The organism is Vibrio sp. MMG023 (assembly GCF_021654215.1).
GTDB classification, from domain to species: Bacteria; Pseudomonadota; Gammaproteobacteria; order Enterobacterales; family Vibrionaceae; genus Vibrio; species Vibrio jasicida.
This window is the reverse complement of the sequence record NZ_JAKFZP010000004.1, coordinates 494,132-506,696: the sequence shown is the minus strand read 5'-3', so window position 1 is coordinate 506,696 and position 12,565 is coordinate 494,132. Positions and strand designations below refer to the sequence as shown.

Annotated in this window: 14 protein-coding genes; 9 read left to right on the top strand and 5 right to left on the bottom strand. The window is 46.2% G+C overall.

What is annotated here, in order from left to right; translation table 11 throughout:
• The first annotated feature begins 28 nt into the window (after nucleotides 1-28).
• A complete protein-coding gene (locus L1076_RS15765) occupies nucleotides 29-901 on the top strand; it encodes an aspartoacylase (RefSeq protein ID WP_237303980.1) in 873 nt (290 codons plus the stop codon).
• A 12-nt stretch (nucleotides 902-913) separates the two neighbouring features.
• Here L1076_RS15765 and L1076_RS15760 read toward each other — a convergent pair whose 3' ends face one another.
• Nucleotides 914-1,831 (bottom strand): LysR family transcriptional regulator, encoded by a 918-nt coding sequence (locus tag L1076_RS15760; protein WP_237303979.1) that lies wholly within the window; start codon nucleotides 1,829-1,831, stop codon nucleotides 914-916.
• Between the two features lie 147 nt (nucleotides 1,832-1,978).
• Here L1076_RS15760 and L1076_RS15755 point away from each other — a divergent pair, with 147 nt between their 5' ends.
• On the top strand, nucleotides 1,979-2,869 hold the full coding sequence (locus L1076_RS15755) for an alpha/beta fold hydrolase (RefSeq protein WP_237303978.1): 891 nt from the start codon (nucleotides 1,979-1,981) through the stop codon (nucleotides 2,867-2,869).
• A 47-nt stretch (nucleotides 2,870-2,916) separates the two neighbouring features.
• Here L1076_RS15755 and yidZ read toward each other — a convergent pair whose 3' ends face one another.
• Together yidZ and L1076_RS15745 are read right to left on the bottom strand one after the other, a co-directional pair.
• Nucleotides 2,917-3,885 (bottom strand): HTH-type transcriptional regulator YidZ, encoded by a 969-nt coding sequence (gene yidZ, locus L1076_RS15750; protein ID WP_038869058.1) that lies wholly within the window; start codon nucleotides 3,883-3,885, stop codon nucleotides 2,917-2,919.
• Complete coding sequence (locus L1076_RS15745; protein ID WP_237303977.1) at nucleotides 3,860-5,050, bottom strand: MFS transporter; 1,191 nt, start codon at nucleotides 5,048-5,050, stop codon at nucleotides 3,860-3,862. The genes yidZ and L1076_RS15745 overlap by 26 nt, the downstream gene beginning before the upstream one ends.
• A gap of 132 nt (nucleotides 5,051-5,182) precedes the next feature.
• On the opposite strand from L1076_RS15745, the gene L1076_RS15740 reads away from it, so the two are divergent.
• A complete protein-coding gene (locus L1076_RS15740) occupies nucleotides 5,183-5,653 on the top strand; it encodes a GNAT family N-acetyltransferase (protein WP_237303976.1) in 471 nt (156 codons plus the stop codon).
• A 70-nt stretch (nucleotides 5,654-5,723) separates the two neighbouring features.
• Here the strand turns inward: L1076_RS15740 and eno are convergent, their stop codons facing one another.
• Complete coding sequence (gene eno, locus L1076_RS15735) at nucleotides 5,724-7,007, bottom strand: phosphopyruvate hydratase (RefSeq protein WP_038879500.1); 1,284 nt, start codon at nucleotides 7,005-7,007, stop codon at nucleotides 5,724-5,726.
• 162 nt (nucleotides 7,008-7,169) lie between these two features.
• Here eno and L1076_RS15730 point away from each other — a divergent pair, with 162 nt between their 5' ends.
• Complete coding sequence (locus tag L1076_RS15730; RefSeq protein WP_237303975.1) at nucleotides 7,170-7,628, top strand: GNAT family N-acetyltransferase; 459 nt, start codon at nucleotides 7,170-7,172, stop codon at nucleotides 7,626-7,628.
• Between the two features lie 26 nt (nucleotides 7,629-7,654).
• Here L1076_RS15730 and L1076_RS15725 read toward each other — a convergent pair whose 3' ends face one another.
• On the bottom strand, nucleotides 7,655-8,167 hold the full coding sequence (locus L1076_RS15725) for a DUF2799 domain-containing protein (protein WP_237303974.1): 513 nt from the start codon (nucleotides 8,165-8,167) through the stop codon (nucleotides 7,655-7,657).
• Between the two features lie 260 nt (nucleotides 8,168-8,427).
• Here L1076_RS15725 and L1076_RS15720 point away from each other — a divergent pair, with 260 nt between their 5' ends.
• The 5 genes from L1076_RS15720 to L1076_RS27005 all read left to right on the top strand — a co-directional run bounded on the left by L1076_RS15720 (nucleotide 8,428) and on the right by L1076_RS27005 (nucleotide 12,542).
• Nucleotides 8,428-9,138 (top strand): response regulator, encoded by a 711-nt coding sequence (locus L1076_RS15720; protein WP_237303973.1) that lies wholly within the window; start codon nucleotides 8,428-8,430, stop codon nucleotides 9,136-9,138.
• Nucleotides 9,138-10,580, top strand: a complete 1,443-nt coding sequence (gene creC, locus L1076_RS15715; protein WP_237303972.1) for a two-component system sensor histidine kinase CreC — start codon at nucleotides 9,138-9,140, stop codon at nucleotides 10,578-10,580. The genes L1076_RS15720 and creC overlap by 1 nt, the downstream gene beginning before the upstream one ends.
• 75 nt (nucleotides 10,581-10,655) lie before the next feature.
• Nucleotides 10,656-11,996 (top strand): cell envelope integrity protein CreD, encoded by a 1,341-nt coding sequence (creD, locus tag L1076_RS15710; RefSeq protein WP_237303971.1) that lies wholly within the window; start codon nucleotides 10,656-10,658, stop codon nucleotides 11,994-11,996.
• Nucleotides 11,983-12,411: a DUF2809 domain-containing protein gene (locus L1076_RS15705; RefSeq protein WP_237303970.1), complete on the top strand. Its 429-nt coding sequence runs from the start codon at nucleotides 11,983-11,985 to the stop codon at nucleotides 12,409-12,411. Before creD ends, L1076_RS15705 begins: the two co-directional genes overlap by 14 nt.
• Nucleotides 12,408-12,542 carry a hypothetical protein gene (locus L1076_RS27005; RefSeq protein ID WP_005453163.1) on the top strand — a complete coding sequence of 45 codons (135 nt, stop codon included), beginning with the start codon at nucleotides 12,408-12,410 and terminating at the stop codon, nucleotides 12,540-12,542. The genes L1076_RS15705 and L1076_RS27005 overlap by 4 nt, the downstream gene beginning before the upstream one ends.
• The last annotated feature ends 23 nt before the right edge of the window (nucleotides 12,543-12,565 follow it).

Sequence of the window (12,565 nt, the reverse complement as noted above, 5' to 3'; positions counted from 1 at the left end):
TTACTTAATTATTTGGAATATCACTTTTATGGACAAACTCAATCGTGTTCTGCTCGTGGCAGGTACGCATGGCAATGAGCTTTCTGGTATTTACCTTCAAAAGCTCATCAAAGACCGTCTTTATGTTGCCGACCGTTCGACGTTCAATACTCAGTGTGTACTTGGCAACCCTGAAGCGGTTAAGCAAAACGTTCGTTATGTTGAGACGGATCTCAATCGTGAATTTGCCTTGGCGAATCAATCATCGCCTGCGACTCAGCAAGAAACCGAAGTCGCGCAGCAATTCACGCAAGTACATGCTCGCCAAGAGAATCAATTGATCGTCGATCTGCACAACACTACTAGTAATATGGGCGCAACCCTGATCTTGGTGTCGAACAACGCGTTTTATCGAAAGATGGGGGCGTATGTGAAGCAGCGAATGCCAGAAGCGAATATCCTGTTTGAAGACAGAAAAGAGTGGGACGACCAACCTTATTTATGCACCACAGGGAAGTATGGTGTGATGATTGAAGTTGGTGCTCAAGCCCATGGTTCGTTGAAATATGAAACCTTGGAGCTGATGAAGAAAATGTTGACCATGGTTCTGGACTACGTTGAAGTGCATAACCTTGGAGAAGTTGGCGAACTGAGTGACTATGACGCTTATTTTTACACCGAAGAGGTCATGATTCCTCTCGGCCAAGATGGTATGCGTGTCGCGACAGTTCACCCTATGATCTGTGGACGAGACTTCGAGGTAGTTAAACCGGGCGAACCACTACTCGCGACTTTCTTTGGTTACGACATTTTCTGGGAAGGTAAACAAGATATCTATCCGCACTTCATCAATGAAAGTGCATACAGCAAAGCCAATATTGCCATGGCTCTTGCTGAGAAAAAGGTTGTGAGCGCGGAGTGATTGAAACCGAGCTTAGCTGGAATGCTCACCCTCAATCTTGAACTGTTTATAGTGCTCTTCAAATCGGTCACTTATCCAGTCCATAAGCATTTTGACTCTTGGCAGTTGATATTTGACTGGCGGACAGACGAGCGAAAGTAAGGTTTTTTCTGACCATTCAGGGAGCACTTCGATAAGTCTCCCTGATGTTAAATCAGCATGGCAGTACACATCGGTTAGTCGCGTTACCCCTAGCCCAGAAATCGCCGCGTGGCGCATGGTTCTGCCAGTAGCCGCTTTAATACCTTGCCCTACGTTGATAATGCGCTGTTCTTTATGATTCTTCATGATCCAATGATCAACACTGCCATGAATCAAAGGCAAGGCTTTAAGATCTTCTGGGACGAGGAGCTTCGGGTGCCGTTCGAGAAAATCCGGGCTTGCGACATAGTGTGTGCGAAGTATGGTGAGACGGCGCGCAATGAGAGTCGAGTCTGGCATCTCACCAACACGTAGCACCAAGTCGTAGCTATCTTCAATCAGATCGACGCGATGTTTTGAGAAATCGAGCTCTACTTCAACGTTCGGGTAGGCGGCTTGAAAACTCATCACCAATGGTGCAATAAGCTCTTCACCAATCGGACCTCCAACACAATTCATGTGAATCCGACCCTTAATTTCGCTGGTGGCTTGCTGTGCCCATTCTGCGGCGGAATCCAGTTGGAGCATCGCTTCTTTACATTTACGAAAGTAACCATCGCCAATCTCAGTAAGGCGGAGCTGACGTGTGGTTCTATAGAGTAACTGAACACCTAGCGAGGACTCTAATTCACTCACGAGCTGACTTACGTTTGCCTTTGATGCGCCCATCGTTTCGGCTGCGGAGGTGAAGCTTCCACATTCCGCTACATAAATAAACGCTCGAATACCGCGCCAAGATAGATTGTTCATATAAACCTAACAGTGTTTTCATAATGGCCATATATATCCGAATAATAGCGCTCCTTATACTTGTTTAAAAGAGAGGAGCAGAGTGCAAATGTTTGTGAATGCTCGTCTTTATCGTCTAAAAACCGTTAAACATAGAGAGTGAATCGAGTGACAGTAACAAGGTATGAGGCTTCATTTTTCAGCAATGGCAACCGACTTGCAGCGGAAATTCATCGTCCATCCGTAGTGGAAAACCCTTTACCAGCGGTTTTGATTGCTGCGCCACAGGCGGGTGTGAAAGAGCAGACGGTAAGAATCTACGCCGAGAAAATTGCTGCCAAGGGATTTGTGGTATTAACGTTTGACCATGCCAGTTTTGGCGCGAGTGAAGGTGCGCCAAGATTTCATGAGAACCCATACAATAAAGCGGAAGATTGCCGCAACGGGGTGACATATTTACGTTCCTTAGCATACGTAAACAGTGAGCAAATCTATGGGTTAGGTGTTTGTTCTGGCGGTGGGTATTTAGCTCATGCCGTTGCGACAGATCGACGCGTAAAATCACTTGCGACCGTGAGTGCTTACTTTGACCACCGAGGCTTTTATCACAACGTCATTGGTCGAGAGGGTTTGTTAGATTTACTGCTTAAAGGTAATGAAGCGAGAGAACGTTATCTGGCTACTGGGCAGATTGATTTTCTGCCTCATGCACCAACTGAAGACAGTGAGGAAATGCCACGTCTGTTCCGAGAGTTCTACCAGTACTACATGACAGAGCGCGGAGCAAAAGGCTTATACGAGAGCAAGTTTTTGCCTTGGTCTTATGAAACGTTGGCTAACTTTTCAGCTTTGGATATTGCTGCAAACTTGACGCCGACACCACTACTGATGATTGTCGGTACAGAAGCGGATTCCGCATACGAAAGCGAGCAAATGTTTGATGCAGCTTTGCAGCCTAAACAGCTGATTCGAATTGAAGGTGCGAATCACATTGGGCTCTATGACGAAGATGAATATGTTGATCAAGCTGTTGAGCAGATCATCGAGTTTTTTAGCTAATCACACCATTAGAAGAAAAAGGGGCGAGAACATCGCCCCTTTTGCCATTAATCGATGTCACTGGAACAACCATAAAGTGACTTAATGGTATTTCGTAACCACACCAGTTTGGGATTGTACGCATTACGTTTGTGCCAAATCATGGTGAACGGGATCAGCAATTTTTCTTGTTGTGGTTGCTCCAAAGGAATGGGTAAGCACACCAAATCTGGATGCAGCTTCTTGGTATAACTCTCGCAGTATTGCGGTGCTGTGGTCAGCATATTGTGGTGTGGTTGCGCGGCCATAAATAGAGACTGTTCGAAGCTCGACATGGTTAAGCCAATGGAGCGCTGTAAGCCAAGTTCACTCAATACTTCATCCAGTGCCCACGTCTCACTCTTTTCCCAAACAATATTGATGTGTTGGTAACTCAAAAAGGTCTCAAGGTTCCATTCCTGCTCCAAAGCGGGGTGATCTTTGTGTAGGTACACCATAGGTAAATCTGAGAACAGCACTTCGAAATCAAGAAAGTAGGGAAGCAGGTCGAGTGACTCTTTTGAGCGGGGATGGCTCTCTCTGCCGGTAAAACCGATGTCTGCCTCTCCACGCACAATTGCGTCGAGTGAATCGTAATCCCAGTTACTGGTTTTGACTTTCGCATCTGGGTAGCGCTGGTGGATTGCAACAAGAAGATCATCAAGAATCGTCAGCACTAAAGGTGACTCAATGGTCAGATCAAAGCGCACGCCTTTGGGGGCTATATCGCTGCGCTTCTCTGCAATTTGGCTACCAATTTGTAGCCACTCCGCCAGATCTTGCTCCATGCTTTGCGCTAATGGAGTCGGTGCTAATCCTTTTGGTGTTTTCACAAACAGAGGATCATCAAACCAGTCACGAAGCTTATTGAGCGATTTACTTACCGTTGATGGCGTGACGTTCAATTTCTTCGACGCTTTGGAAACACTCTGCTCTTGCAGCAGCAATTGCAGAGTGAACAACAAGTTGAGATCAAGACGGGCTAGTGATTTCTTCATAGTGGCTTTCATGAGCAGGCTTAGGAATAAATAGTATTAGAGCCAAGCTGATTGCGCCACCTATAGCTAACACAAACACCAGCATATTCAGCGCATTAACGCCAATGAACCCCATAAACCAGATGTAGAGGGCAGAGCAACACACTTGAGCGATGCCCAACAGTGAGCTTGCTACACCAGCACGCAGAGAGAAAGGGTTGAGCGCTTGACTCATGGCCACGCCAAAGCCAATCGAGAAGCCAGCGCAAATCAGCCCAAATCCGAATAAGTAAAATGGGATTCCCCATTGGTTTAGATGAGCAAAACCAATCACCATCGCTGCACTGACAAGCAAGGTTTGCGAAGTCAGCATCAGAGTACGTTGCTTAAAGTAAGACAAAGCCAATGGCGCAGAGAAAGAAGTGATCATACTGACTAATGCAGTGCCTGCCATGACAGAAGAATAGCCACCACGATCAAAACCAAGTTCGCCCATCACCAGCATTGGAGAGACATTCACGTAGGTAAGAATGGTGGTCACGCCGATGGCCGTAACGATGAGTCGGCTGATGAAAAAGCGCTCCGCGAACGTTTCTTGGGTAGAAGTTGAAGCGGTGTCTTGTTGTGGCGATGCACTAGGCTTTGATTCTTTCAGCACCAAGATCGAAAGCAAACAAACCACCACACCCATGCCTGCCATTGTGGTGAACAGGCTCGGCCAAGGGAATTTGAGCATAATGAGATGGCCAACAACAGGGGCGATAACAGGAATAATGCAGGTAATGCCGTTAAGCATAGATAGCACCTTAGCGCGGCGTTTGTCATCCAATGTGTCGCGCAAAATAGCAAAAGCAACCACATAGCAAGAGCCAGCCCCAATACCTTGGGCAAAACGTGCGATTAAAAATGTATTGGATTGTTCTGCCATTCCGCCAAGTAATGATGCTGCAATAAAAATGGCTGCACCTACCATTGCCACCGGTTTACGCCCAACGGAGTCGGCGATTTTTCCTGCAAACAGCATGGTGGTTGCCATACCAGCAAGGTAAATAGAAAACGCGATGTGTAATTGTGATTCACTGGCGTTTAAATCCGCGGCAATTTGAGGCAACCCAACAAGATAAAGATCAATGGCGGTAGGATAGAGTAAAACAAGAGAGAAACTACAAAGCAGAAAACGAAACATGACAACCTCACTAACAGTTGATGAGGATAATAGTGTGCTAAACGTTTGCCTGCGAGTGGGAAATACGACAGCAGGTTTTTCCATTTACGACATACCCTGTATGAAATGGGTATAAAAACAGCAAGGATGACTATGATTACCATTGAAAAGTACACGCCATGCCGTCATGAGCAAACCCTTGAGCTGCAAGTCTTAGAGGATCAAGTCCAATACACAGTAGCGAACATTCCAGAGTTATTGGGAAGTCTTAAACCGACAGAGCTAGCGCATTTGATCTTATTGGATGATCAAGTGGTCGGCTTTTTTGTCTTTGATGCCGGATACAGTGAGAATTGCGACTTCTGTCCGGAAAAGAGCTTAGGCGTGCGTTGGTTATTGTTGGATCATCGTCATCAAGGCAAAGGCATTGCCAAGCGAGCCATCAGCCAATTTGCTGATTATGCGAAATTGCATTTTCCGAGCTTTGATTTTCTCTATTTGACGGTTAATTGCCGCAATGTACCGGCTTATCAGTGCTATTTGAAAGCAGGTTTTGAAGATACTAATGAGTTGTATCATGGTGGTCCGGTTGGGCCTCAGCACATTATGCGACAAGCCTTGTAGTCATTGTGCTAAAAAACCAAAAGCCGCCCAGTTCTACACAGAGCGGCTTTCTTTTAGATGTATTGAGCTGTTAGCGAACGAAGGCTTTGCGACCAGCGAACACCGCCATTGAGCCCAACTCGTCTTCAATGCGCATTAGCTGATTGTATTTTTCGACACGTTCACCGCGACATGGCGCACCTGTTTTAAGATGACCAGTGCGAAGTGCAACGGTCATATCGGCAATAAAGCTGTCTGTGGTTTCACCCGAACGGTGAGAAACAAACGCGCCCCATGCAGCGTGATGACACATTTGAATCGCTTCAATGGTCTCGGTTAGCGAGCCAATCTGATTCAGTTTGATCAATGCTGAGTTAGCAGCATTCATGTCGATCGCTTTTTGGATGTATTTGGTGTTAGTAACCAGAAGATCATCACCAACGATTTCGATCTTACCGCCAAGCTTCTCATTCAATAGCGGCCAGTTATCCCAGTCGTCTTCAGCAAGTCCATCTTCGAGAAGAACCACAGGGAAGTCTTCTACCAACTTCTCGTAGTATTCAATCATCTCTGCAGAGGTCAGTTCACGGTTCTCTGAGCGTAGCTTGTATTTACCATTCTCATAGAACTCACTAGAGGCTGGGTCCATACAGATACCGACATCGACTCCAGGTTTTAATCCAGCTCTCTCAATGCCTTTGACAATCAACTCTAATGGCTCGCGGTTGGACTTCACAGCTGGCGCAAAGCCACCTTCATCACCGACGCCAACCGAGTGATTAGACTCCAACAGAACTTGGCGCAATGCATGATACACCTCGCTGCCCCATTGCACGGCTTGTCTGAAGTTTTCAGCACCGTATGGCGCAATCATGTATTCCTGAAAATCCGGACCTTGCCAGCGAGCATGCACACCGCCGTTGAGGATGTTCATACAAGGCACAGGTAATAGGTTAGCGCCCACACCGCCAAGATACTGATATAGAGGTACGTCAGCGGTTAGTGCGGCTGCGCGGGCAACGGCGAGGGAGACACCAAGAATGCCATTCGCGCCGAGACGGGATTTGTTTTCGGTGCCATCTAACTCGATCATAATGCGGTCAATTAACGCTTGATCGCGCGAGTCCAAACCAACAATGGCTTCAAGCACTTCGGTGTTGATCAGTTGAACGGCATTGAGCACACCTTTGCCACCAAAGCGGGTGTCGTCACCATCTCGCAGTTCAACCGCTTCTCGTGAACCAGTACTGGCACCCGAGGGCACCGATGCTCTTGCTGCAATGCCACAGCCAAGTGTGACTTCGACTTCCACAGTCGGATTTCCGCGTGAATCCAAAATTTCGCGCGCCAGAATATCCTCAATCAAGAAATCCATAGTATGTCCTCAATGATCAGTTAGGTGGGGAAATGACTTTAAGAGTGTAGACACAGATTTTTGATTACGATGACTCTTGATATCTTTGATGTTGAAGACAGTTGTTTATGTGGCTGTTTTCACATAAATTCCAGAAAGGCCATTGGTTATCAAGGAAGAGTCGTGAAGATAGAAGTCGACAATTTAGAAAGAACAGCAGTCATTGCATTGCTAAAAGAACATTTGCAAGACATGTACGCCACGTCGCCACCAGAGAGTGTGCATGCGTTAGATTTAGATAAGCTCAAAGCGCCAGAAGTGACATTTTGGACCGGATGGAAGGGTGAGCAACTGCTTGGGTGTGCAGCGATTAAAGAGCTGGATGATCAACATGCTGAGCTTAAATCCATGCGCACCACGCCAGCGGCAAGAAACCAAGGTGTGGCGTCTCAATTATTGATTCATGTAATTGAGCAAGCGAAGCAAAAAGGTTTGCAGCGCTTAAGTTTAGAAACTGGCTCGATGGAATTTTTTAAACCTGCGCGCCTGTTGTATGAAAAGCATGGCTTTGTGTATTGCGATCCGTTTGGTGACTACGAACTCGATCCAAATAGCCAGTTTATGACCCTAGAATTGAGCTAGGGTCATTGATTGATAGTGAGTTGAAATTAGAAGTTCAAATTGAAATTGATGGTTGGCGACAAGAGGTTTGAACGTTCGTCAGCCAATCGCTTTCTCTTCTCTTTTAAGCGTTTAGCGTTGTCTTTATCTGGGTTGTTATCCAGTTGATTATCGATGATAGAAATTTCATTATCGATCTCTTGGATACGCTGTTGGCGTTGGTACTCTTGATGGCCTAACTGATAGTTTTCAATGAACTGTTTATTGCTACACACACCATAATATTCTTTACCTTCAATACCGACGGTATAGCCATTGTCTGGTGAACAGTAAAGAATCGTGCCTTTATCAAAGCCTTCTTTCCATTTCGCTCGGTCTGGTGTCACACCCGCTTCACCACAGTCTTCGGTATAGCTATTGATAACGTTTGGATCGTTGCCGTCTCGGCCATCTTGATAACCTACCTTGTACCAGTTCGCCGTCTTGCACTCATCCGGAGACATGCTGGCGCAACCAGAGAGCAAAGTGAGTAAAGCTAGGGGGATTAGCGCTCTTTTCATCAGTTACTGTCCTTTAAACAAAATCGAATTGATAACTCGAGTGTAAAATGAACACTGTTCATATCAATGGTTGAAATCATTGTATTCACAATTGTAGTGACTCATCAGTGTGAGTGATAAGTTCACCACGCTGAATGAGAGGGTGTTTGATTAATATTATTCACGGATTTTGCCTTTGTGGTATCAATCCGATAGCCTTTGCGCCAAAGTAAGTGAATAAGATGTGCATCTAAACAAGTATCGTCAGTGAGGTTAGAACATTGAGCGACCAATCAACCGTCGTCATTATTGAGGATGAATCTGCCATCGCAGAGAACCTGATTCATGTATTAGAGATGGATGGCTACCACGCAGAGTGGTTTGCAACGGCAGGAGAGGGCTTAGCCTTTTTGCAGCATAACTCTGCCGCGTTACTTGTGTTAGACGTAGGCTTACCGGATGGCAATGGTTTTGAATTGTGCAAAACCATCCGTGAGTTTTCTGATATTCCCATTATCTTTCTCACCGCAAGAAGCGATGAAATTGACCGAGTGGTAGGCTTGGAGATTGGCGCGGATGATTACGTGACGAAGCCATTTAGTCCGCGTGAAATGTTGGCTCGCATTAAACTTCGAATCAAAGCTAAAGCGCCAATGATGGAGCACAAACCGGAGCCTGCAGCTGTTCCAGAACAACTTCATTTGAACCAGGATTTAGTTGCGCAGAACTTCGATTATGGTGTTGGCGGGCAAATGCTTGGGTTAACTGCGGTGGAGTTCAAGATCCTCGATAAACTGATTTCTGTCTCTTCCAATGTATTGAGCCGAGAGCAGCTCATGGTCGCTGCTGACATGGCGCCGGAAGCTGCGTACGAGCGCAATATCGATACCCACATCAAAGCTATTCGCCATAAGTTGAAGCCGTTTGAGATGTCTGAACGCATCTGTACCAAGCGTGGCTTTGGTTACTTTTACTGCATTAAAGGTGAATGATGAATCGCTGGCCGAAGATCCCACTTGGACTCAGACTGTTTTTTCTCTACTTCATCTTAGTCGGGATGACGGCTTATATGGTGAGCAAAACGGTTGTTCAAGAACTTAAGCCAACCGTACGCCAAACTACCGAAGAAACGCTGGTGGATATGGCGAACTTGCTTGCGGTATTGGCAGAAGAAGATGTTGCAAACGGAAAGTTGCCTGAGAGTCGCTTCTCCAAACTATTAGCGGCTTATGGGCAGCGAGAACCTCAAGCGCGCATTTGGGAAATTGGCAAAAAAGCGATTAACCATCGAATTTACATCACCGACAAACAAGGCATTGTGATTGCGGATTCTTGGCAGCAAGACGTTGGCAAAGACTATTCGCAATGGAACGATGTTTATCTCACGTTGCGTGGTCAATACGGCGCGCGCAGTACCATCGAAGACCCGAAAGATCCGCTCTCAACCGTTATGCACGTTGCTGCGCCCATTTACCACAAAGGCGAAATCATTGGCAGCGTGACGGTGGCAAAATCCAATCGCTCAGTACAACCTTTCATCGATCTTTCTAAACGCAATGTATTGTTTTGGATGGTGTGGATGAGTGGTTTAGTGCTATTGGCAGGGGCATTGTTTGCTTGGCGAATTCACTCGGCATTGAACAAGCTAGAAGACTACGCGACCAAAATGGGTGAGGGCGAAAAGGTCTCTAAGCCGACATTTCGTATCTTTTATGAGTACGGTACGTTAAGCGACGCATTGGAGAAAATGCGCAATCAGCTCGATGGTAAACAATATGTGGAAGAGTACGTACAGACGCTGACTCATGAGCTGAAAAGCCCGTTATCAGCGATTAAAGGCGCGAGTGAAATATTGCAAATGCCGTTGCCTGAAGAAAAGGTCGCGCGCTTTGCTGGTAACATTGAGCGAGAAAGCGATCGCATGCAATCATTGATTGATAAGTTGTTAGAACTTGCTCGTCTTGAAAAGCGCCCCGAGTTAGAACAAGTCGAAGCTGTCTCGCTAAAACAAATGGTCAATGAAGTGGTTGAATCGGCGGATGCGCGCTTGAGTGCTAAGTCGGTGATTGCCAACGTCCAAATTGATGACCATCTCGGCGTGCTTGGTGATGCCTTCTTACTGAAACAAGCTGTTTTTAACTTGATGGACAATGCGCTGGATTTTGCTGATTCAGAGGGACGCATTGAATGGAAATCGGAGGTTACGAAAGAGAAAGTGTGCCTGTCGATTTTCAATTCAGGTCCTCACATTCCCGACTACGCGATGCCTCGTTTGACGGAACGCTTCTACTCGCTCGCTCGGGAAAATGGTGTTAAAAGCACTGGGCTTGGGCTGAATTTTGTTGAGCAAGTGATCAAGCTGCACAAGGGTAAGTTGCAAGTAGAAAACGTCGATTCTGGTGTGAAAGTGACCTTGATTTTACCAACTCCATAGAAACTCCACATTAGCTCCATTCGTTCTCCAAATTGCTGATTTAGATTACTCCCATCAGCAAATGGAGAATGAAACATGAAAAAGATCCTCAATAACCAACTCGGCACGAAGTTCGCCTTCGTGCTGTTTTTGTTTGTCTTACTGCAAATCCCGCTTTCAATGGTCACAGGGCTGATCTCAGAACGCTCATATCGCCAAGATGAAGTCAGAAACGACATCGCACGCAGCAGCAGCGGTGAACAGCGCATCATTGGTCCATTCATCATGGTTAACTACACCGAAACCAGTTACCGAGATGACAAAGTACAGATTAAAGAGCGTCGTAAATTCCTCCTACCTAGCACTTTTGATATGAGCGCGAATCTGGACAGTTTTGAAAAGTACCGAGGCATTTACCGTGCGCGTTTATACAAAGCACAAGTGGCACTGAAAGGCACTTTTGATGCAGACGATCTCGCGGCGTTGCAGGGGCTTGATATTGAAAATATGAGCCTAGTCGTTGGCATTGAAGACAGCCGTGGATTGATTCGTTTGGATGACATGACCATGGCGAGCTCTGAAATCGAAGTCGCACCGGGAACGGGGTTAGATCAGTTACCACAAGGCTTCCACAGTGCTATGACACTCGCAGACCTAAACGCAGAGCAACCTTTGGCATTCGATCTTAACTTCTTACTGCAAGGGATGGGACAGCTTCAAGTCACACCAATCGGCAGTCAAACAACGGTTGAACTCTCTTCAACTTGGGCACATCCAAGCTTTATCGGTGATTACTTACCGGTGTCATCAGAAGTATCTGAAGATGGATTTAAAGCACAATGGGCGAGCAACAACTTCTCTACCAATATCGCGCAACTGTTCCAAAGCTGTTTGTCATCGAATCACGCGTGTCATGAGCTTGAACAGCGACAAATGGGCGTAGATTTGATTGATCCCGTGGACCACTATTTGAAATCTCACCGGGCTGTGAACTATTCACTGTTGGTTATCACATTAGTATTTGCGAGTTTCTTCTTACTGGAGCTGTTCCAAGCGCGTCCGGTTCACCCAGTGCAATACGGCTTTATTGGTCTGGCTTTAGCGCTTTTTTATCTATTGCTGATTTCGATGAGTGAACACCTCGGCTTCAACTGGGCATATGTGGTGTCAGCAGTCGCATCGACGGGGCTTTTAAGTGTGTACGTGAGCGGTATGTTGAGCAACACCAAACACGGCGCGATATTCGGAGCGTGTTTGCTCACTCTCTACGGATTGCTGTTTGGCTTGCTACAAGCAGAGAGCTACGCATTGGTCATGGGGACATTACTGTGTTTCGCGATTTTGAGCTTCACTATGGTCATTACACGCAACGTCGACTGGTACGCACGAAACAAGAAAGCGGAAGAAAGCGCAAAGGCGAATCATGAAGATGTTTAAACGAGCAATTCTCACTGGGCAGCCAAGCAATATGGTGGAAGAAACGTGCGCTATCCACCTGCGATTTTCGGTAAAAAATGGACTGAAAAGTTTGGTGTGTTTTATCGCATTGGTCGTTATCGCACTCTATGTTCGAGACAGCTTTATTCGTCCGACATTTGGTGATGTTCTGGTTGTGGTTTGGCTCTACTACTTTCTTGCAAGTATGTTTTCCATGCCTGTTAACTGGCTGGTTTCACTGGTGGTGTTGATTGCGTTTGCTGTTGAGTTAGGGCAATTGTTACAGGTCGCGGTTTGGCTTGGTATCGAATCTTCATCGCCTCTGGCTGTAATTTTGGGCGCCACATTTGATTGGAAAGATCTACTGGCTTACTGCATCGGAGGTCTACTGTGCTGGTGGATGGAAAAGAAATGAAAAACGAGATGAAAGCCATTGCGCTACCAAACCGACTCCGCCATTCCAAACGAGGTATTCGTAAAAGGATCAAAATCAGTTTACTCAAGCGCGTGTACCTTTGGTCACTGACCAATAGAGAACTGCTGTAAACCTCACCTCTTTATATGAAATC

Excerpts from the sequence above, each read along its gene's own strand:
- L1076_RS15765 (WP_237303980.1), top strand. The coding sequence starts at position 29 with ATGGACAAACTCAATCGTGTTCTGCTCGTGGCAGGTACGCATGGCAAT.
- L1076_RS15760 (WP_237303979.1), bottom strand. The coding sequence starts at position 1,831 with ATGAACAATCTATCTTGGCGCGGTATTCGAGCGTTTATTTATGTAGCG.
- yidZ (WP_038869058.1), bottom strand. The coding sequence starts at position 3,885 with ATGAAGAAATCACTAGCCCGTCTTGATCTCAACTTGTTGTTCACTCTG.
- L1076_RS15745 (WP_237303977.1), bottom strand. The coding sequence starts at position 5,050 with ATGTTTCGTTTTCTGCTTTGTAGTTTCTCTCTTGTTTTACTCTATCCT.
- L1076_RS15740 (WP_237303976.1), top strand. The coding sequence starts at position 5,183 with ATGATTACCATTGAAAAGTACACGCCATGCCGTCATGAGCAAACCCTT.
- eno (WP_038879500.1), bottom strand. The coding sequence starts at position 7,007 with ATGGATTTCTTGATTGAGGATATTCTGGCGCGCGAAATTTTGGATTCA.
- L1076_RS15725 (WP_237303974.1), bottom strand. The coding sequence starts at position 8,167 with ATGAAAAGAGCGCTAATCCCCCTAGCTTTACTCACTTTGCTCTCTGGT.
- creC (WP_237303972.1), top strand. The coding sequence starts at position 9,138 with ATGAATCGCTGGCCGAAGATCCCACTTGGACTCAGACTGTTTTTTCTC.
- creD (WP_237303971.1), top strand. The coding sequence starts at position 10,656 with ATGAAAAAGATCCTCAATAACCAACTCGGCACGAAGTTCGCCTTCGTG.
- L1076_RS15705 (WP_237303970.1), top strand. The coding sequence starts at position 11,983 with ATGAAGATGTTTAAACGAGCAATTCTCACTGGGCAGCCAAGCAATATG.
- L1076_RS27005 (WP_005453163.1), top strand. The coding sequence starts at position 12,408 with ATGAAAAACGAGATGAAAGCCATTGCGCTACCAAACCGACTCCGCCAT.